The organism is Bradyrhizobium macuxiense (genome assembly GCF_007993935.1).
GTDB classification, from domain to species: Bacteria; Pseudomonadota; Alphaproteobacteria; order Rhizobiales; family Xanthobacteraceae; genus Bradyrhizobium; species Bradyrhizobium macuxiense_A.
In genome coordinates this window covers 486425-507160 of record NZ_VITY01000002.1, presented here as the reverse complement: position 1 = coordinate 507160, position 20736 = coordinate 486425, and the positions used below count along the sequence as shown (strand labels likewise).

Sequence of the window (20736 nt, the reverse complement as noted above, 5' to 3'; positions counted from 1 at the left end):
TGTCAATAATGAGGGCGATTTTGCCGCAGACCAGCCACGCACTGCCTCTGGATTATCTCATATTGACAATAATTCCGGCCGCTCCTTAAGTGCGCCCGAACAACCACGGGACGAGAAGAAAATGGCCGACGGACTTCGCAAGGGACTGACCAGCTATGGTGACGCCGGCTTCTCGCTGTTCCTGCGCAAGGCGTTCATCAAGGCGATGGGCTATTCGGACGATGCGCTCAATCGCCCGATCGTCGGCATCACCAACACCTACAGCGACTACAACCCCTGCCACGGCAACGTTCCGCAGATCATCGAGGCCGTGAAGCGCGGCGTGATGCTGTCGGGCGCGATGCCGTTCGTATTCCCGACCATCTCGATCGCCGAGAGCTTTGCCCATCCGACCTCGATGTATCTGCGCAACCTGATGGCGATGGACACCGAGGAGATGATCCGCGCCCAGCCGATGGATGCGGTAATCGTGATCGGCGGCTGCGACAAGACCCTGCCGGCACAGATCATGGCCGCGATCAGCGCCGACCTGCCGACGGTGGTGATTCCGGTCGGGCCGATGGTGGTCGGTCATCACAAGGGCGAGGTGCTCGGCGCCTGCACCGACTGCCGCCGGCTGTGGGGCAAGTATCGCGCCGGCGAGATCGACGACAATGAGATCGAGGCGGTCAACGGGCGCCTTGCGCCTTCCGTGGGCACCTGCATGGTGATGGGCACGGCCTCCACCATGGCCTGCATCACCGAGGCGCTTGGTCTGTCGCTGCCGATGAGCGCGACCATCCCGGCGCCGCATGCCGAACGCTTCCGCTCCGCCGAAGCCAGCGGCCGCGTCGCCGCCGAAATGGCGAAGACCAAGGGACCGAAGCCGAGCGAGATCCTGACGCCGTCCTCGTTCCGTAATGCGCAGGTCGTGATGCAGGCGATCGGCGGCTCGACCAACGGGCTCATTCATCTCACCGCAATCGCCAACCGTTCTCCGCACAAGATCGACCTCGAGGCATTCGACAGGCTGGGCCGTGAGGTACCCGTGCTGGTCGACCTCAAGCCGTCGGGCGAGCACTACATGGAGCACTTCCATCATGCCGGCGGCGTGCCGAAACTGATGGTGCAGCTCGGCGACCTCATCGACCTCGATGCCAAGACGATCACCGGTCAGACCCTGCGCGAGGTCGTCGCCAACGCGGAGGACGTGCCGGGACAGGATGCGATCCGCTCCAAGGCCAACCCGATCAAGTCCGAAGGCGCGATGGCGATCCTGCACGGCAATCTCGCGCCGCGCGGTGCCGTCATCAAGCAGTCGGCGGCGAGCCCGAAGCTGCTGCAGCACACCGGCCGCGCCGTGGTGTTCGAGTCGGTCGAGGACATGACGCTGCGGGTCGACGATCCCGCGCTCGATGTCACTGCCGACGACGTGCTGGTGCTGCGCAATGCCGGCCCGAAGGGCGCACCCGGCATGCCGGAGGCGGGCTACCTGCCGATCCCGAAGAAGCTCGCGCGCGCCGGCGTCAAGGACATGGTCCGCATCTCCGATGCGCGGATGAGCGGCACCGCGTTCGGCACCATCGTGCTGCACATCACGCCGGAATCCGCCGTCGGCGGTCCGCTCGGCCTGGTGCGGAACGGCGACATGATCCGCCTCGATGTCGCCAAGCGCAGCATCGATCTGCTGGTCGATAAGGCTGAGCTCGAGAAGCGTCGCGCTGCGCTCGCGCCGGTCGGCACGCCTGACTGGGCCAGGCGCGGCTATGCGCATCTGTTCAATGAGACGATCCTGCAAGCCGACGAGGGCTGCGATTTCGACTTCATGCGCGCCAAGGGGAAGTGACGCGCAAAGTTCGGCCACTTGCTGAATTGTCGATAATTTCTGCAATGCGGCGCTCGTTCGCGCCTACGACGAGCTGATTACCTCTGTTTTATTGACAATCCCGCGGGACTGATGGGATGATCGCGTCAATCAAAAACAGGGGGAACGTCGCGATGGGCACTTCAGCCAGGATCGTCGGGATCGCCATGGCCGCGGCAGCGCTGCTGCTGCCCGCGCGCGCCGGTGCGCAGGAGGTCAAGCACTTCCGCTTCGCCTACGACCAGCCGCGCAACACCGGATATTCGGTGGCCGGTGATCTGTTCGCCGAGAAGCTCAAGGAATTGAGCAAGGGGACGATGATCGTCGATCAATATCCCGGCGCGCAGCTCGGCCAGGAGCCGCAGCTGCTGCAGCTCGTGAAGTCGGGCGATATCGAGTTCGCGATCATCTCCTCGGCCAATACCGCGACGATCTCGCCGCAGGCCGGCGTGATGTCGCTGCACTTTCTGTTCCGCAATGACGCCCATGTGATCAAAGCGCTTGCCGATCCAAAGGTGTTCGACGCCATCAAGACGATGATCGACGACACCGCCCAGGGCCTGCATGTGATCGGCACCGGCTCGCAGGGCGTGCGTCACATCTATAGCAAGAAGGAAATCCACAACGTCGGCGATCTCAAGGGCCTGAAGGTCCGGGTGCAGGCGACCGCGACCGAGGACACCATGTTCCCGGCCTACGGCGCGCAGACGGTGCATATGCCGTTCGGCAGCGTCTACACCTCGCTGCAGACCGGCGTGGTCGACGCCGCCGAGAACAGCATCAACGTCTATCTCGTCAACAAGCACTATGAGGTCGCGCCGGTGCTTTCTATCACCGAGCACGAGGCCAACAATGCGCTGCTGTTCGTCTCCGACAAGCTGTGGCAGAGCCTCTCCGCCGAACAGAAGCAGTGGGTGCAGGCCGCCGCCAACGAGGTCAGCGCCAAGGAGCCGCAGAAGGCGTTCGAACTGGAGCGGAACGCGCTGACCAAGCTGAAATCGTTCGGCGTCAAGGTGGTCGAGGACGTGGACAAGAAGAGCTTCACCGCCATCGCCGATCCCTATCTCGACAAGCTCGCCAAGGAGCTCGGTCCGCACGCGGAGAAGATCAAGAACCTGATCCGCGCGATCAACTAGCCGCTTCATACGTCGTCCCGGCGAAGGCCGGGACCCATACGCCGCGGCCGATCGGTTGAAGCACGGCCACCGTTCTTTCTCAAAACAACAGGCGCCGGTGGTTATGGGTCCCGGCCTTCGCCGGGACGACCTACGAGGACGGAGCATTCGATGGCCATCGCCGACAGACTGGTGCTGCAACGGCAACGGCACCTGAAATGGCGGGCGCTCGACCGGCTCGAGCTGATCCTGATGATGCTGTGCGGCGTGCTGTGCTTCGGCTTCTCGCTCTCCGTCACCGCCGACATCGTCACCCGCACTATCGGTCATCCCTGGCTGTGGCTGCAGGAGGTGACCTCGACGCTGTTCATCTACGCGATCTTCATCGGGGCCGCGGTCGCGACACGGCGCAATGATCATCTCTATCTCACCGCGCTCTCGGAAGCGATGCACGGCCGGTCGCGGACATTCGTCGAGATCGTCATTCGGCTGGTCGTGCTGGGTGTCGCCTTCTGCCTGGTCTGGTATGGCTATCAGAACTACCTGCGCGGCTTCGGCAGTTTCCGCCTGCCGTCCGGCACGCCGATCGCATCGCTCTATGCGGTGATCCCGCTGTCAGGAATCCTGATCGGCCTGTTCACTATCGAGCAGCTCGTCAACGGCATCCGCAACGGCTTCGATCATCCGGAGCCGCCGGACGACGATCTTGCGATACCAGCCGTCAGCGCTGGCGCGGCCACGGGAGCGCAGCCGTGAGCGCACCGGTCGTGCTTGTGCTGATGTCGTTCTGCTTCCTGTTCTTCGGCTATCTCGGCGTGCCCGTGCCGTTCTCGCTGATGGCCGGCGTGTTCGTCGGCGCGGTGCTGTCGGATGTCTCGCTGGCGGCGATCATCCAGAAGATCTTTGACGGCGTCGATTCCGAGGCGCTGCTTGCGATCCCGTTCTTCCTCTTGGTCGGCGAGCTCATGAGCTCGGCGAACGTCGTGGTCCGCATCGCCAATCTGTCGGTGTCGCTGGTCGGGCATATCAGGGGCGGGCTGTCGCAGGTCGTCGTTGTGTTCAGCATGTTCTTCTCGGAAATGTCGGGCTCGACCACCGCCGATGTGGCTGTGATGAGCCGGGCGCTCGGCGGGCCGATGCGGCGGGAGGGCTATGAGCCGGCGTTCATTGCCGCGATCATCGCCTCGGCCTCGACCATCGCGGCGCTGGTGCCGCCGAGCATCACGGCGGTGGTCTACGGCGCGGTCGGCAATGTCTCGATCGCCGGCCTGTTCATGGCCGGCGTGGTCCCCGGGCTGATGATCGGCTTCGGGCTGATGATCTATTGCTACTTCTTCGGCCCCTCGGGCCTGCGCAAGCCGCGCGCGCCGCTGCGCCAGGTCGCGTTCGCCGCCGGTGACGCCGCACTGCCACTGATGATCCCGGTGATCCTGCTCGGCGGCATCCTGACCGGCTGGTTCACGCCGACCGAGGCCGGTGTGGTTGCAGTCGCCTACATCATCATCGTGGTGATCCCGGCGCTGAACCGCGGGCACCTGAAGAAGATCCCGTACGACTTCTGCCTCGCCGGCCTGATCTTCTCGCTGCCGCTGATCACGATCGGCGCCGCGAACGCGTTCGGCTGGATGCTGGCCTATCTGCGCGGCGCGATCTACATCGCCGACTGGATCACCTCGATCGCCGGCAACGATCCGCATCTCATCATGCTGCTGATGGTGCTGCTGTTCACCGTGGTCGGCGACTTCATCGAGCCGGTGCCGACCATCATCATCTTCATGCCGCTGGTCAACGCGCTGACCCAGGCTGGCGACATCAACGGCGTGCACATGGGCGTGGTGCTGATCGCGACGCTCGCGTTCGGCCTGATCACGCCGCCCTACGGGCTTGTGCTGCTGATGGCCTCGAAATTCGTCGGGATCAGCTTTGCAAAAGCGCTACGGGCGGCGTTGCCGATCTATGTCGTGTTCCTGGTCACGATCTGCTTCACGATCTATTTCCCGAAGGTCGTGCTGTGGCTGCCCAAGCAGGTGATCCCGGAATCCGTCGGCTGCTTCAAGGCACCAGGCGGTACGGGATACATCTGTCCGAACTAGTTTGACTGGGGCAGAACCCTGGCGAGGAGTACACACTCCTCCATCCACGTCATTGCGAGCCAACGGGTCGCGCGAACGCGCGCCCGATGACAGGCTCCGCGAAGCAATCCATCGCACCGCTCGCTGAGATATGGATTGCTTCGTCGCTTCGCTCCTCGCAATGACGGTGGTGTCGCACAGTCTCTTAAGAAAAGGGGCCGTCGTACTTGCTGCTCCTACTTCGACTTGCTGGTGAACTTCTTCACCGCGACACGGAAATCGTCGGTGTGCATGGTCGTGATGATCTTGTGCTCCTCGGCATCGAGCTGCTGCTTGGTCGGCGTGGTGGCTGCCTGATAGACCAGTGATTTGGTTGCCGCGATCGCGGCAGGCGGATTTTTCGCCAGGCGTTCGGCGAACTGCCGGGTGGCGGCCTTCAGCTCCGTCGCGGGGACGGTTTTGACCACCAGCCCCCATTCATAGGCCTGCTGCGCGGTGAAGCCATCCTCAGCAAGGAAAATCTGCAACGCGCGACGTGTCCCAACCGTGCCGACGATGCCGACCGTGCTGCCGCCATCCGGCGACACGCCGATCTTGGCATAGGCGGGCGTGAAACGGGCATCCTCTGCGGCGATGCACAGGTCGGTCACGAAGGCGAGGCCCATGCCGGCGCCGGCCGCCGAACCGTGCACACTGGACAGCACCATCTTTGGCATCCGCCGTACGGTCTCGATGAAGGCGTGGTAGTGATGAAGCATCTCGCTGACCACGGGGGTGACAGTGTTGGCTTCGGCGGCGGCGCCGATGGTCTGCAGATCGCCGCCGGCGCAGAAGGCGCGGCCTTCGCCCTCGATGATCAGCACGCGGACATTGTTGTTGGCTTCAACCTCGGCGCTGAGCTGTTCGAGCTTCCTGGCGATCGTCAGGTCGATCGCATTGAACGCGGCCGGCCGGTTCAGCGTGATGGTCGCGATGGCGCCGTCGATGCGGAGCAGAGCGGGATCGTTGGGGGAGGCGGGAGCGGACATTTTGAGGACCTTGGGCTTGTTGGTTCCGGACATTTAAGGCCTTGGCGGGAGCCGTGGCAATGCGGCCCGGCGTCCAGAGGCGGCGTTCGGGCGCCCAGATTTGCCCGAGACCCCCTTGCATCAGCGCGAGCCATGAGGCCAAATGGCCGTCAGCCTTCGGTACGCAGACACGAGCGCTGTGGGGACGGGGCAAGCAAGCTAACATCGACAAGAGGAAACGGCATGGGTCGCTCCTGCTCGCGCGTATTTGGGTTGTTCCGATGACGGGCTCGGTCATCATCGTCGGTGCCGGACATGCCGGCTTCCAGCTCGCGGCGTCGCTGCGCCAGGCGGGCTTCGCCGAGCGCATCACCCTGCTCAATGACGAAGGCCATTTGCCGTACCAACGGCCGCCATTGTCGAAGGCCTATCTGAAGGGGACGGGCGGGCCCGAGACCCTGATGTTCCGGCCCGAGAAATTCTACCAGGACAACAAGGTCGAGCTGATCACTGATCGCGCCCACGCGGTCGACCGCAATGCGCGGAAAGTGGCGCTCGCCTCCGGCACCTCGCTCGACTATGGCCATCTGGTGCTCGCGACCGGCGCGCGGAACCGGCTGCTCGATATTCCCAACGCCAAGCTCGACGGGGTCCGCTACCTGCGCATCCTCGACGAGAGCCAGGCGCTGCGCGATCTGATCGCGCCCGGCATGCGCGTCGTCGTGATCGGCGCGGGCTTCATCGGGCTCGAATTCGCGGCCACCGCACGGGCGAAGGGCCTCGAGGTCGACGTGGTCGAGCTCGCCTCCCGCGTGATGGCGCGCGCGGTGACCGCGGAGATTTCCGAGTTCTCGCAGTCGCGCCACGCGGCTGCCGGCATCCGGATTCACCTCGGCGTGCAGGTCACGGCGATCGAGGCCGATGGTGCGAAGGTCACCGGCGTCAGCCTGAGCAACGGCACGCACATCCCGGCCGATCTCGTCGTGGTCGGCGTCGGCGTGCTGCCGAATGTCGAGCTTGCCGCGGAGGCCGGCCTGCCGGTCGCATCCGGTATCATCGTCGACGAGCATCTTCTGACCGCCGATCCGAATGTCTCCGCGATCGGCGATTGTACGCTCTACACCAGCAAGCGCTTCGGCGGATCGCTGCGGCTGGAGTCGGTGCAGAACGCGACCGACCATGCGCGCTGTGTGGCATCGCGGCTGACCGGCAAGACCGAGGTCTATGACGGCCTGCCGTGGTTCTGGAGCGACCAGGGCCCTGACAAGCTGCAGATGGCCGGTCTCACCACCGGCTACGACCGCGTCGTGGTGCGCGGCGATCGCGCGCAGGGCGCGTTCTCGGCGTTCTGCTATCGCGGCGACAGGCTGCTCGGCATCGAGTCGGTCAATCGCGCCGGCGACCACATGTTCGGCCGCCGGCTGCTCGGCGCAGGCGGTTCGATCACGCCGGAGCAGGCGGCGGATGCGAGTTTTGATTTGAAGAGTGCGCTTTCCTAACGACTCGTCGTCCCGGCGAAAGCCGGGACCCATACTCCGCGGCCTGAGTTGTTTACGGGGATGGTCGTTCCTGCGCTGCGCAGCATTTGACAGCGGTGGTTATGGGTCCCGGCTTTCGCCGGGACGACGTGGGGAGAGAGTATCCTCCACCTCCTGCGCCGTGGGCATCGACGGCGCAGCTCCCATCCGTTGCACGCAAATCGAGGCGGCAATGTTGGCATAGGCCAGCGCGTCGCCGAGCGGCTTGCCGATAGCAAGCTGCGCGGCGAGGGCGCCGACGAAACAGTCGCCGGCGCCTGTGGTGTCGACGGCCTTGACCTCGCGCCCGGGCACGAGCAGCGGCTGGTCCGCGACCAGCGCCAGCACGCCGCGTTTGCCGAGCGTGACGCAAACGGTCTTGCCTCGCCCCAAGGTTCGCGCCGCCTCGGCGAAGCGCAACGGGTCATCGCTGTCGCGCAGCTCTGTTCCCGTAAGGAGGCTGAGCTCGGTCTCGTTGAGGATCAGGACATCGACGAGATCGAGCAGCGCCTTGTCGGCCGGTTTGGCCGGTGCCGGATTGAGGATCGTGGTGGCGCCGGCGGCGCGGGCGCGGCGGAAGAACGCGGCGATCGTCGGCAGCGGGATCTCGAACTGGCTGACTGCGACGTCACCTTTCGCGAGCACGGGTGCTGCGACATCATCGGCATCGACCAACCCGTTGGCCCCGGGCACGACGACGATCGTGTTGTCGGCATTGGCGAGCGTGATGATCGCGGTGCCCGAATGCGTGCCGTCGGTATCCTTGACGAAGCTGAGATCGACGCCTTGCGCGGCTAGAAAGCTTCTCAGCTCCCTGCCGAACGCATCGGTGCCGAGCCGGCCGATCAGCGTGGTCGGTACGCCCTGCTTGGCCGATGCCACCGCCTGGTTGGCGCCCTTGCCGCCGGGGAAATACAGCACGGCCTCGCCGGCGACGGTTTCGCCGACCTTCGGGTGGCGGTCGGCGGTCGCCACCACGTCCATATTGATGCTGCCGGCGACGAAGACGCGCCCCATGCCCAACCCCATTCAGCCCTGTCAAACCGCGGCGCCGAACTCCTGCTTCACCGCGGCGATGTCGGCGAGCGTCGGCAGGCCGGCTTCGTTGCCGAGCTTCTGGATCTTGTAGGTCGACGCCGCGCGCGCGAACTCGAAATGCTCATGCCAGGCTTTGCCGGGATCGGCGAGATAGGAATAGATGTAGGCGCCGTGGAAGACGTCGCCGGCGCCGTTGGTGTCGATCACGCGCTTGCGCTGGATCGGGTACGCCGGCAGCGTCTGCACCGCGCCCGTTTCGTCGTACCAGAGCAGGCCGCGCTCGCCCATGGTGACCCCACCGATCTTGCAGCCGCGGCTCTTGAGATAGTCGAGCATCTGCTCCGGCGTCTTGTCCATCTGTTCGCACAGCCGTTCGGCGACGATCGCAACGTCGATGAAGGCGAGCAGCTCATGGGTGTTGGTACGCAGGCCGCCGCCGTCGAGCGAGGTCAGGATGCCGTCCTCACGGCAGAGCTTCGCATAATGGATCGCGGCGTCCGGCTGGTGACCGTCGATATGCAGCGCGCGGCAGCCCTTGATGTTCAGCAGCGGAAAGGGGTGGATGTGCTGGTCGTCGCGACAGCGGACGATGGCGCGCTTGCCGTCGTTGGGCATGATGAAGGACAGCGAGGAGGAGCTGACCTTGCGGGGATGGAACGAGATGCCGTACCGGTCGGCCATGTCCCAGAACATCCGCCCCAGCCAGTCATTGGCCATGGTGGCGATCAGGTCCGGCTCGACGCCGAGCTTGGCGCAGCAGAACGCCGCGGTCACCGCGTTGCCGCCGAAGGAGACGGCATAGGCGTCGGCGACGTGTTTCTCGTCGCCGACAGGCATGTGATCTGTGATGAAGGTGACGTCGATATAGGTCTGTCCAATGAAGAGAGCCTGCATTCGCTTCCCGTCGTCGCTTGGTGTGGTCCCGGCCACGGACTAGACTAGCACCGCTGATCGGCCGATTTCGCTGAAATTATTCGCAACCCTGCTTGGTTTGCAGGTAGAGATGATGGATGCGGGGGCCATTCTGGCATTCGGCATAACGGCGGCCCGCGGCCCGTGGTTCCGGGTTGCGTCAAGGGAGAACACAATGACGGCAGATTCGCGGAGGCCGCACCCATGATTACCGGCCTCGATCATGTCGTCGTCCTGACCGGCGACATTGCCGCCGCCAGCGCCGCCTATGAGACGCTGTTCGCGCGGGCACCGGCCTGGCGCAACAGCGGCGACGGCGCCGACCGCGTGCTGTTCACGCTCGATAACACCACGCTGGAATTGATGGCGCCGCGCGGCGATCACGATGCCGCCCAGCGCGTCCGTAGTGCGCTCGTCACGCAGGGCGAGGGGCTCGCGAGCCTCTGCTTCCGCACCAGCGACATCGCCAGGACGCACCGCAGGCTTGACCGGCTGACGCTGAAGCCCGAGCCGGTCGCCGAGGTCGAGAGCCGCGACGAGACCAGCGGCGCCACGCTGGCGTGGAAGCGCACGCGTGCAGCAACCGATGCGACGCGCGGCATTCGCATGTTCTTCCTCGAGCGGGAGCAGGAGCGGCCGCTGTCGGTGCGCACCACGCCGGCCTCGATCACCGCGATGGATCACGTGGTGGTCTCGACCGCAGACCCGGAGCGCGCCGCGGCGCTTTACGGCGCGCGGCTCGGGCTCGACATGGCGCTCGACCGGTCGCATCCGGAGTGGGGCCGGCTGATGTTCTTCCGTTGCGGCGATCTCGTCGTCGAGGTCACCCACCGGCCGGCCAAGGGGAACGACAAGGCGGAGACCGACGCGCCGGACCGGTTGCGCGGGATCTGCTGGCGCGTTGCCGATATCGATGCCACGCGCGCGCGGCTGGTTGCCGCCGGCGTCGACGTCTCGGAGATTCGCACCGGCCGCAAGCCCGGCACGCGCGTGATGACGGTGCGTAACGGCACGTGCGGCGTGCCGACGCTTCTGGTGCAGCCTTCACAGGGAAAGGGCGAGTGAGAGGGATGAGCACGTGATGCGGGGTGAGTTTGTCGACGTGTATCCCCGCCGTCGTCCTGGCCAAAGCCAGGACCCATAACCACCGTATTTGATGATGAAAGGGATCGTGGCCCCAGCGCCGCGCAACGATAAGCGTTTGGGGTAATGGGTCCTGGCTTTCGCCAGGACGACGCCGAATATGTTGCCCGAGCTTGGCCTGTACATCCGCATGATGCCTTCCGCGCTCGCGCCAACAGGCACGCCCCGGAATGACGAAGGGCACTGTGAGAAATATTCCCGCGCCGCCATCACGACAACATTCGTTCTCAAAGGGCGCGCGTCATGTTACATTGATCTATTCAGCATCACCGGGCGATCGAATTGGCGAAGGCAAAGCGGATACAGAGATGGCAGCGCGACCCCCAGGGGATGCGACTGCGGATTCTCGAGGCGGCCAAGCAGGAATTCGCCGCCCATGGCCTCGCAGGCGCACGGGTCGACCGCATCGCGGCCAATGCCGGCGCCAACAAGCGCATGCTGTACTACCATGTCGGCAACAAGGAGGATCTCTATCTCGAGGTGCTGGAAGGCGCCTATGAGAAGATCCGCGCCGAGGAGCGCACGCTCGATCTCGAGCATCTCGATCCGCCCGATGCGATCGGGCGCCTGATCGACTTCACATGGAACTATTTCCTGCGCAACCCCGAGTTCCTGGCGCTGCTGAACACGGAAAACCTCGCCAAGGCAAAGCATCTGAAGCGCTCCACCAAGGTCAAGTCGATGCACTCGCCCTTCGTCGAGATGATCCGCACCGTGGTGACGCGCGGGGTCGAGAGCGGCGACTTCCGTGTCACGGTCGATCCGGTGCAGCTCTATATCTCGATCGCGGGGCTCGCGTTCTTCTATCTCTCCAACAGCGCCACCTTGAGCGTGATCTTCGGCCGCGACCTGCTCAAGAAGGATGCGCGTGATGAGCGCCTCGAGCACATGACCGCGCTGGTGCTGGCGGCGCTGACCGGCAAGTCCACGGCCGAAGTCGGCAGCGCGATGCCGCTGCTGCGCACCAGCGAACACCGGGTGGTGTGAGGCTTCGCGGTTCACCTGCAGTCATTGCCAAGCCCGTAGCCCGGATGGAGCGAAGCGCAATCCGGGACAGCTCGGTCCGCGGATAGTCCGGTCCCGGATTTCGCTGCGCTTCATCCGGGCTACGAAGTCTCATCCGACAAAAATTCTCGCCTGACGAAAGTTGCATATTTCGGCGCGATTTTGCCGCGTGCGAGGGGCTGGACAGTATTTATCCAACGAGTTAATTTCTAGCCGAGCAGAGAAACTGCAAGGGAGCGCGACGTGGCGGAGGCAAAGAGCCCTTCGGGCCTATCGAAGGTGCTGAATGCGGCGTGGGTCCGCCCGTTCCTGTTCCTGGTCGTCATCGTGGTGGCGTGGGACCTCTCGATCCGCCTGTTCCACATCCCGGCCTATCAGATTCCGTCGCCCGGCGACGTCGTGTCGGTGCTGATCAGCGACTGGCCGGAACTGCTGCGGCAGTCCTGGCCGACAACCTACGCAACGATCTGCGGCTTCCTGCTCTCGGCGCTATTCGGCATTCCCGTCGCGATGCTGATCGCGGGCTCGAAGACCGTCGAAAGCTACGTCTATCCGCTGCTGGTGTTCTCCCAATCGGTGCCGAAGATCGCGATCGCGCCGTTGTTCGTGGTGTGGTTCGGCTTCGGCATCATCCCCAAGGTGATCTCCGCGTTCCTGCTCGGCTTCTTCCCGGTTGTGGTCTCGGCGGTGCAGGGCTTCAAGTCGGTCGATCCCGACATGGTCGACCTTGCGCGCGCGATGCAGGGCAGCCGCTTCAAGGTGTTCTGCGCGGTCAACCTGCCGCATGCGATGCCCGCGATCTTCTCCGGCCTGAAGGTCTCGGTGACGCTCGCCGTGGTCGGAGCGGTGGTCGGCGAGTTCGTCGGCTCCAATTCCGGCATCGGCTATGTGATGCAGCGCTCGATCGGAACCTTCGACCTGCCGACGATGTTCGCCGCGCTGGTGATCCTGGCGCTGCTCGGCGTCATCCTGTTCTGGATCGTCGACCGCATCGAGCGGCTGGTGATCCCCTGGCACGTCAGCCAGCGCGACGACATCAGCTTCGCCTCGTAGGGATATCGCAAGGAAAAGACAAAAGAACAGCCGTCATTGCGAGCGAAGCGAAGCAATCCATGGCGCCGCAAGTGGAGGAATGGATTGCTTCGTCGCTGTCGCTCCTCGCAATGACGAGAAACAGGGAGAGAATGTGATGCGATTGGTCACTGCTGTTATTGCCGCACTGGCCTGGACCGCGCTTACGATGGCTCCGGCCGCCGCGGCCGACAAGGTCGTGCTGATGCTGAACTGGTACGTCTATGGCGAGCACGCGCCGTTCTATTACGGCAAGGCCAAGGGCATCTATGCGGCCGAAGGCATCGACCTCGAAATCCAGGAAGGCCGCGGCTCGGCCGCGACCACGCAGGCGGTGGCCGCCAAGACCGCGGATTTCGGCTATGTCGACGTGCCCACGATGATGCGCGCGGCGGTGAAGGGCGCGCCCGTGATCGCCACCGGCGTGCTGCTGCAGACCAGCCCGATGTCGGCGATGGGTTTCGTCGACAAGAACATCAGGAAGCCCGAAGACATCAAGGGCAAGACGGTCGCGATCACGCCCGCGGATTCCATGACGCAGATCTGGCCGCTGTTCCTGAAGAAGACCGGCCTGAAGGAAAGCGATTTCCAGACCGTTGCCGGCGACGGCCAGACCAAGCTCAACGCCGTCATCAACGGCCAGGCCGATCTCTTGCTCGGCTACGTCATGGACCAGTCGATGAAGATCAAGGACGCCACCGGCAAGGACGTCTATCCGATCAAGTTCGCCGACTACGGCATCAACATGGTGTCGTCGGGCATCATCGCGAACTCCGACTATGTGAAGGCCAATGCCGACCTGGTGCGCCGCTTCATGTCGGCGACGACCAAGGCGGTCGAGGCCGCGGAGAAGGACCCGAAGGCGGCGGCGCAGTCGATCCTCGATGCCAATCCGAAAGGCGGCAAGATCGACACGCTGACCCAGGGTTTTGAGTTGACGATCCCGCTCTACCGCACGGCGGAGACCAAGGACAAGCGGCCGTTCCAGGTCACCGACCAGAACATGACCGAGTCGGTCAATCTGATGGTCGAGTATGGCGGCCTCGATGCCAAGGCGAAGGCCAATCCGAAGGCGTTCTACACCAACGACTATCTGCCGAAGGGTAACTCGTGAGCGGCCTGTATCAGCTGTCGTCCCTGCGAAAGCAGGGACCCATAACCCCTGGCGTCAATTGTTGCGGAAGGTCTCTCCCCATGTGCCCGAACGAGAAGCCGCGGCGTATGGGACCCTGCTTTCGCAGGGACGACGGGGGGAGAAAGCTGCGATGAACCCCGCGACCAAACCAACCCATGCCGAGCAGCCCGCCGCGCATCTGCGGCTGGTGTCGGACCGCGCGGGCGGCGCCACACCGGGCATCAAGCTGTCAGGCGTATCGAAGACTTACCGATCGCGCGACGGCGATGTGCCGTCGCTGCGGCCGCTCGACTTCACCATCAATGACGGCGAGTTCTTTGTCGTGGTCGGGCCGTCCGGCTGCGGCAAGTCCACGCTGCTGAAAATGATCTCCGGGCTGCTGCCGCCGACGACCGGCGAGGTGCTGGTCGACGGCGAGGTGGTGACCAGGCCGCACGGCAATGTCGGCATCGTGTTCCAGAATGCGCTGCTGCTGCCGTGGCGCAACATCCTCTCCAACGCGATGCTGCCGATCGACATGAAGCGACTCGCCCGCGACAAATATCTCGCCCGTGCCAAGGCGCTGCTGAAGCTGGTCGGCCTCGAAGGCTTCGAGAAGAAGCTGCCCTGGCAATTGTCCGGCGGCATGCAGCAGCGCGCCTCGATCTGCCGCGCGCTGGTGCATGATCCCAAGATCATGTTGATGGACGAGCCGTTCGGCGCGCTCGACGCCATGACGCGGGAGCGAATGAATGTCGAGCTGATGCGAATCCAGCGCGAAACCGGCAAGACGGTGCTCCTGATCACGCACTCGATCCCGGAAGCCGTGTTCCTCGCCGACCGTGTGCTCGTGATGACGGAGCGTCCGGGCGCGATCGCCGCGATCTACGACGTGCCGATGCCGCGGCCGCGCTCGCTGGAGACGATGTCCGATCCCGTCTTCACCGAATTGGTGCAGCGGATCCGCAAACATTTCTTCACGCAGGGATCGCTGGATTAACGCCCGAGTCTTCGATGCCGCTTCGCCTCAAAGTCAACGATATCGCTTTTTTCGAACGGCCGCTGGTGTTCGCCCGGCCGTTCCGCTTCGGCGCGGTGACGATCACCGCGTCGACGCAACTGTTCGTGCGGGTCGAGATCGAGGTGGAAGGCAAGGGCCGCGCCACCGGCGCCAGCGCCGAGATGCTGGCGCCGAAGTGGTTCGACAAGCGGCCGCATCTGACGGAGGCACAGTCGCTCGACGGCCTGCGCCGCTCGCTTGCGATCGCGCGTGAACTCTATCTGGCGAACCGCGATTTTGAGACCGCGTTCGGTCTGCACGCCTTGTGTATCGGCCCGCAGGTTGCGGCCTGCGCTGCGGAGGACATCCCGCCGCTCGCGGCCGGCTTCGGCCCGGCCGAGATCGACAAGGCGATCCTTGATGCATTGCTGCGCGCGGCCGGCGCGAGTTTCTTTGACGGCATGGCGGGCAACATCGCCGGCATCGACGCGCGTCTGACGCCCGATCTCGATGACGCCGCGATCGCCCGATTTCTCGCGACGCGCCAGCGGCTCGATCGTGTCGCCGTCAGGCACACGGTCGGGATGGACGACACGGTCGAAGGCGAGGGCGGTGTCGCTGACCGCAACGAGAACGCGGGGGCGCGCTATTTCAAACTCAAGCTGAATGGCGATCCTGCTCATGACGCGGCGCGGCTGGCGCGGATCGGTGGCGAGCTGGCAAAGCTGCCCTACGCCATCAAGGTGACGCTCGATGCCAACGAGCAGTATGCCGACCTCGCCGCGCTGAATGCGCTGGCCGAGCGGCTCGATCATGAACCTGCATTGCGGCCGATCACGGCGAACCTGCTCTATATCGAGCAGCCGATGCCGCGCGATATCACAAGGGCATCGCCGCTCGGGCCGCTGGCCGCGCGCAGCTTCATCATCGATGAGGCCGACGATTCCTACGATGCATTCCCGCAGGCGCGGGCGCTCGGCTACCGCGGCATCTCGTCGAAATCGTGCAAGGGCATCTACAAGTCGATCATCAATGCGACGCGCGCGGCGGCATGGAGCGCGGATGGCGATCGGTACTTCATCAGCGGCGAGGATCTGACCTGCCAGGCCGGGCTTGGGGTGCAGCAGGATCTGGCGCTCGGTGCGCTGATCGGCGTCCCCCACGCCGAGCGCAACGGTCATCATTACGTCGACGGCTTTGCCGACACCCCGGTCGACGAGGCCGACGCCTTCCTCACCGCGCATTCCGATCTCTACGCGCGCGCCGGCGGCAAGGTCCGCCTCGCGATCCATGACGGCGATCTCCTGACCGGATCGATCGCTGCCGCAGCAGGATTCGCCAGTTCGATCCATCCGGACTGGTCCACCATGCAGCCGCTCAAGCGGCCCACACCACGCGTTTCGCAGGAGCAGACAGTATGACGACCAAACGCCTCGGCCTGATTATGAACGGCGTCACCGGCCGGATGGGACTCAACCAGCATCTGATCCGCTCGATCGTTGCGATCCGCGAGCAGGGCGGTGTGCAGCTTGCGAACGGCGACCGGATCATGCCCGATCCGATCCTGGTCGGCCGCGACGCCGAGAAGGTCGCTGGCCTCGCCAAGCGCTACAACATCGAGCGTCACACCACCGATCTCGATCGCGCGCTGGCCGACAAGGGCGACACGGTGTTCTTCGATGCCGCCACCACGCAGGCGCGGCCCTCGCTGCTGACCAAGGCGATCAACGCCGGCAAGCACGTCTATTGCGAGAAGCCGATCGCGACCAATCTGGAGGAAGCCGTTGCGGTGGTGAAGCTCGCCAACGCCAAGGGGTTGAAGCACGGCACGGTGCAGGACAAGCTGTTCCTGCCGGGCCTGAAGAAGCTCGCCTTCCTGCGCGACTCCGGCTTCTTCGGCCGCATGCTCTCGGTGCGCGGCGAGTTCGGCTACTGGGTGTTCGAGGGCGGCTGGCAGGAGGCGCAGCGGCCGTCATGGAACTACCGCGCCGAGGACGGCGGCGGCATCATTCTGGATATGGTCTGCCACTGGCGCTACGTGCTCGACAACCTGTTCGGCGAGGTCGAGAGCGTGGTCTGCATCGGCACGACAGATATCCCCGAGCGCTATGACGAGAAGGGCAAGAAGTACCAGGCGACCGCCGACGATTCCGCCTACGCCACCTTCCGCCTGAAGGGCGGCGTGATCGCGCATATCAACATGAGTTGGGTGACGCGGGTCTACCGCGACGATCTCGTCACCTTCCAGGTCGACGGCACCCATGGCTCGGCGGTCGCGGGCCTCACCGACTGCGTGATTCAGGCACGCCAGGCGACACCGCGGCCGGTGTGGAACCCGGACGAGAAGCGCATGCACGACTTCTATGCCGACTGGCAGAAGCTGCCCGAGAACGTCGTCTACGACAACGGCTTCAAGGAGCAGTGGGAGATGTTCATCCGCCATGTCTGCGAGGATGCGCCTTACAAATACACCTTGCTCGAAGGCGCCAAGGGCGTTCAGCTCGCCGAATGCGCGCTGCAGAGCTGGAAGGAGCGGCGCTGGGTCGACGTCGCCCCGATCGTGGTCTGAGAGAGGACTTGTCATGAACAAGCCAGTCTCGCCGACGTCGTCGCTGTCGCTGAAGCTGCCGACCGCAAATGGAGGCCTGGAGACCTACCGCCTGGCGGCGTCGCGGACCTTTCCGGCGAAGCTTGAGGGCGCGCTCAACCGTGTGGCGTTCTCTGCTGCCCATGTGGTCGCCGATCCCCGCGCCGACGTCGATCCCTGGCTGACGGCTGCGATCGATTGGGACAAGACGATCGCATTCCGCGAGCATGTCTGGGACCTCGGCCTCGGCGTCGCCGAGGCGATGGACACCGCGCAACGCGGCATGGGGCTGGACTGGGCGACCTCGCTCGAATTGACCCAGCGCTCGGTGAAGGCGGCGACGGCCAGGGGCAACGCGCTGGTGTTCTCCGGTGCCGGTACCGATCACCTCGCGGTGGAAGACGCCAAGTCGATTGACGACGTCATCCGCGCCTATGAGGAGCAGGTCGCGGCCGTGGAGAAGGCCGGCGGGCGGATCATCCTGATGGCCTCGCGCGCGCTGGCGAAGTTAGGAAAGGGCGCGGAGGACTACGCCAGGGTTTACGACCGTGTGCTGTCGCAGGTCCGCGAGCCCGTGATCATCCACTGGCTCGGCGACATGTTCGATCCGGCGCTGTCAGGCTACTGGGGTACGGCCGATCTCGACAGAGCGATGGACACGGCGGTTGCCATCGTCAACGCCAATGCGGCCAAGGTCGATGGCGTCAAGGTTTCGCTGCTCGACAAGCAGCGCGAGATCGACATGCGGCGGCGGCTCGATCCGCGGGTGAAAATGTACACCGGCGACGACTTCAACTACGCGGAACTGATCGCCGGCGACGACAAGGGCTTCTCCCACGCACTGCTCGGCATCTTCGACGCGATCGCGCCGGCGGCGTCCTATGCGCTGTCACGGCTGGCGGCGGGAGATGCGGCTGGCTTCCATGACGTGCTCGGGCCGACGGTGCCGCTGTCGCGCCACATCTTCAAGGCGCCGACCCGCTTCTACAAGACTGGTATCGTGTTCATGGCCTATCTGAACGGTCACCAGGATCACTTCACGATGGTCGGCGGACAGGAGAGCGCGCGCTCGACCCTGCATCTCGCTGAGTTGTTCCGGCTCGCCGACCAGGCGGGGCTGCTCGCCGATCCGGAACTCGCGACACAACGGATGCAGGCCATCCTGACAACACGCGGTATCGACGCCTGATGCGTGATTTTTCCAACGACCACCGCTGGCTGTCGCTGAACACGGCGACCGTCCGCAAGCAGGGCGATCTCCTCGCCATCATCGACGCCTGCGCGCGCCACGGCATCCGCGCCATCGACCCCTGGCGTGACCAGGTGGCTGCCGTCGGCCTCGACCGTGCCGTGCGCGCGGTGAAGGATGCCGAGCTCGATCTCTCGGGCTATTGCCGCGGCGGCATGTTCACCGCCGATAGCGCGCATCGTAGCGAGGCGCGCGATGACAACCGCCGGGCGGTCGACGAGGCCGCCGCGCTCGGCGCCTCCTGCATCGTGCTCGTGGTCGGCGGCCTGCCGCAATATTCGCGGCCGGGCAGCGCAGCCTCGAAGGACCTCGCCGCGGCGCGCAATCAGGTGCATGACGGCATCGCCGAGATGCTGGACTATGCAAAGCAGGCAAAACTGCCGCTCGCGATCGAGCCGCTGCATCCAGCCTATGCCGCCGACCGCGCCTGCGTGAACACCACAAAGCAGGCGCTCGACATCTGCGACGCGCTCGATCCCGGCCGCAGCGGCGCGATCGGCGTCGCGCTCGACGTCTATCACATCTGGTGGGATCCCGAACTGAAGAGCCAGATCGCGCGCGCCGGCAAGGACCGGCTGCTCGCGTTCCATGTCTGCGACTGGCTGGTGCCGACCAAGGACATCCTCAACGACCGCGGCATGATGGGTGACGGCGTCATCGATATCAAATCGGTGCGCGCGATGGTCGAAGCGCAGGGCTTTGCCGGCTATTCGGAGATCGAGATCTTCTCCTATGACTGGTGGAGCCGGCCGCTGGACGAGGTGCTGCGGACCTGTATCGAGCGCCACCGGACGGTGGTTTGACCCGCCAGCCTCGTTCGGTGGACAAGGCGAAGCGTGCCCGGTATTCCGGAGGCTGTGGGTTCGAACGGCAGTGGGGGCCGTTGAACGCTGCGGTCCGGACCTTCGGAGCACGACATGCGCTTGAGCGATTGCCACAATTTTCATGACTTCCGCGAACTGGCGCGGCGGCGGCTTCCGGGGCCGATCTTCGACTATATCGACGGCGGGGCGGACGACGAGGCGACGCTTCGGCAGAACACCGTGAGCTTTGAGCGTTGCGATCTGGTGCCGAATATCTTGCGCGGCGTCGAGACCGTCGATCTCTCGGTCACCGTGATGGGCCAGAAGCTGGCGACGCCGTTCTATTGCTCGCCGACCGCGCTGCAACGTCTGTTTCATCATCAGGGTGAACGGGCCGTCGCTGCGGCGGCGGCGAAATACGGCACGATGTTCGGCGTGTCCTCGCTCGGCACCGTGAGCCTGGAGGAATTGCGCAAGGCCTACGCGACGCCGCAGGTCTATCAGTTCTATTTCCATCGGGACCGCGGCCTGAACACGGCGATGATGCAGCGCGCCAAGCAGGCCGGCGTCGACGTGATGATGTTGACGGTCGACAGCATCACCGGCGGCAACCGCGAGCGCGACCTGAGGACCGGGTTTTCGATCCCGTTCAAGCTGACGCTCGGTGGCATGCTGCAATTCGCCATCAAGCCGGCATGGGCCATCAACTATGTCACCCATGAGAGCTTCAAGCTGCCGCAACTCGATGAGCATGTCGACATGAGCGGCGGCGCCATGTCGATCGGGCGCTATTTCACCGAGATGCTCGATCCCGCCATGACATGGGACGACGTCGCGCAAATGGTCCGGCAGTGGAACGGCCAGTTCTGCCTGAAGGGCGTCATGTCGGTTGATGATGCCAAACGCGCGGTCGAGATCGGCTGCACCGGCATCATTCTGTCCAATCACGGCGGACGGCAGCTCGATGGCTCGCGGGCGGCGTTCGATCAACTGGCCGAGATCGTCGATGCCGTGGGCGACCGGATCGATGTGATGATGGACGGCGGCATCAAGCGCGGGACCCACGTGCTGAAGGCGCTGTCGCTGGGCGCCAAGGCCGTCGGTCTCGGGCGCTTCTATCTCTATCCGCTGGCGGCGGCCGGCCAGGCCGGAGTCGAGCGGGCGCTTGGTCTGCTGCAGACCGAGCTGGTGCGGGACATGCGGCTGATGGGGTATTCCTCGATCGGCCAGCTCTCTCGTGCAAACCTGCGGTTCAGGTAG

The 20736-nt window shown here is 64.7% G+C and carries 18 protein-coding genes; 15 read left to right on the top strand and 3 right to left on the bottom strand.

Translation table 11 applies throughout. The features are described from left to right. Nucleotides 1-121 precede the first annotated feature (121 nt). The 4 genes from FBZ93_RS06495 (at nucleotide 122) to FBZ93_RS06480 (ending at nucleotide 5051) form a co-directional block, all read left to right on the top strand. Complete coding sequence (locus tag FBZ93_RS06495) at nucleotides 122-1825, top strand: IlvD/Edd family dehydratase (RefSeq protein ID WP_146985112.1); 1704 nt, start codon at nucleotides 122-124, stop codon at nucleotides 1823-1825. Between the two features lie 152 nt (nucleotides 1826-1977). After that, nucleotides 1978-2979: a TRAP transporter substrate-binding protein gene (locus FBZ93_RS06490; protein WP_146985111.1), complete on the top strand. Its 1002-nt coding sequence runs from the start codon at nucleotides 1978-1980 to the stop codon at nucleotides 2977-2979. 150 nt (nucleotides 2980-3129) lie between these two features. Further along, a complete protein-coding gene (locus FBZ93_RS06485; protein WP_146985110.1) occupies nucleotides 3130-3714 on the top strand; it encodes a TRAP transporter small permease in 585 nt (194 codons plus the stop codon). After that, nucleotides 3711-5051, top strand: coding sequence for a TRAP transporter large permease (locus FBZ93_RS06480; RefSeq protein ID WP_050426215.1), 1341 nt, complete (start codon nucleotides 3711-3713; stop codon nucleotides 5049-5051). The genes FBZ93_RS06485 and FBZ93_RS06480 overlap by 4 nt, the downstream gene beginning before the upstream one ends. 215 nt (nucleotides 5052-5266) lie before the next feature. Here FBZ93_RS06480 and FBZ93_RS06475 read toward each other — a convergent pair whose 3' ends face one another. Then, nucleotides 5267-6058, bottom strand: coding sequence for an enoyl-CoA hydratase/isomerase family protein (locus FBZ93_RS06475; RefSeq protein WP_146985109.1), 792 nt, complete (start codon nucleotides 6056-6058; stop codon nucleotides 5267-5269). 260 nt (nucleotides 6059-6318) lie between these two features. Between FBZ93_RS06475 and FBZ93_RS06470 the strand changes: the two genes are divergently transcribed. Then, entirely contained in the window at nucleotides 6319-7536 is a 1218-nt protein-coding gene (locus FBZ93_RS06470) for an NAD(P)/FAD-dependent oxidoreductase (protein WP_146985108.1), read from the top strand. Between the two features lie 99 nt (nucleotides 7537-7635). On the opposite strand, the gene rbsK is transcribed toward FBZ93_RS06470, so the two are convergent. Continuing rightward, a complete protein-coding gene (gene rbsK / locus FBZ93_RS06465) occupies nucleotides 7636-8571 on the bottom strand; it encodes a ribokinase (RefSeq protein ID WP_146985107.1) in 936 nt (311 codons plus the stop codon). A gap of 21 nt (nucleotides 8572-8592) precedes the next feature. Then, nucleotides 8593-9486, bottom strand: a complete 894-nt coding sequence (locus FBZ93_RS06460; RefSeq protein ID WP_146985106.1) for a sugar kinase — start codon at nucleotides 9484-9486, stop codon at nucleotides 8593-8595. 222 nt (nucleotides 9487-9708) lie between these two features. On the opposite strand from FBZ93_RS06460, the gene FBZ93_RS06455 reads away from it, so the two are divergent. The 10 genes from FBZ93_RS06455 (at nucleotide 9709) to FBZ93_RS06410 (ending at nucleotide 20736) form a co-directional block, all read left to right on the top strand. Then, entirely contained in the window at nucleotides 9709-10569 is an 861-nt protein-coding gene (locus FBZ93_RS06455) for a VOC family protein (protein WP_146985105.1), read from the top strand. Between the two features lie 408 nt (nucleotides 10570-10977). Continuing rightward, on the top strand, nucleotides 10978-11634 hold the full coding sequence (locus FBZ93_RS06450) for a TetR/AcrR family transcriptional regulator (RefSeq protein ID WP_050424812.1): 657 nt from the start codon (nucleotides 10978-10980) through the stop codon (nucleotides 11632-11634). Nucleotides 11635-11895: 261 nt separating this feature from the next. Then, nucleotides 11896-12705, top strand: a complete 810-nt coding sequence (locus tag FBZ93_RS06445; protein ID WP_050424813.1) for an ABC transporter permease — start codon at nucleotides 11896-11898, stop codon at nucleotides 12703-12705. Between the two features lie 136 nt (nucleotides 12706-12841). Beyond that, nucleotides 12842-13837 (top strand): ABC transporter substrate-binding protein, encoded by a 996-nt coding sequence (locus tag FBZ93_RS06440; RefSeq protein WP_146985104.1) that lies wholly within the window; start codon nucleotides 12842-12844, stop codon nucleotides 13835-13837. Nucleotides 13838-13988: 151 nt separating this feature from the next. Beyond that, nucleotides 13989-14837: an ABC transporter ATP-binding protein gene (locus FBZ93_RS06435; RefSeq protein ID WP_146985103.1), complete on the top strand. Its 849-nt coding sequence runs from the start codon at nucleotides 13989-13991 to the stop codon at nucleotides 14835-14837. Nucleotides 14838-14851: 14 nt separating this feature from the next. Then, the gene (locus FBZ93_RS06430) at nucleotides 14852-16258 is read left to right on the top strand and encodes a hypothetical protein (RefSeq protein WP_146985102.1); all 1407 of its coding nucleotides are present in this window, start codon (nucleotides 14852-14854) and stop codon (nucleotides 16256-16258) included. After that, nucleotides 16255-17406, top strand: coding sequence for a Gfo/Idh/MocA family protein (locus tag FBZ93_RS06425; protein ID WP_146985101.1), 1152 nt, complete (start codon nucleotides 16255-16257; stop codon nucleotides 17404-17406). Before FBZ93_RS06430 ends, FBZ93_RS06425 begins: the two co-directional genes overlap by 4 nt. 13 nt (nucleotides 17407-17419) lie before the next feature. After that, nucleotides 17420-18613: a dihydrodipicolinate synthase family protein gene (locus FBZ93_RS06420; protein ID WP_146985100.1), complete on the top strand. Its 1194-nt coding sequence runs from the start codon at nucleotides 17420-17422 to the stop codon at nucleotides 18611-18613. Beyond that, nucleotides 18613-19476, top strand: a complete 864-nt coding sequence (locus tag FBZ93_RS06415; protein WP_146985099.1) for a sugar phosphate isomerase/epimerase family protein — start codon at nucleotides 18613-18615, stop codon at nucleotides 19474-19476. The genes FBZ93_RS06420 and FBZ93_RS06415 overlap by 1 nt, the downstream gene beginning before the upstream one ends. A gap of 114 nt (nucleotides 19477-19590) precedes the next feature. Then, nucleotides 19591-20736: an alpha-hydroxy acid oxidase gene (locus tag FBZ93_RS06410; RefSeq protein ID WP_146985098.1), complete on the top strand. Its 1146-nt coding sequence runs from the start codon at nucleotides 19591-19593 to the stop codon at nucleotides 20734-20736.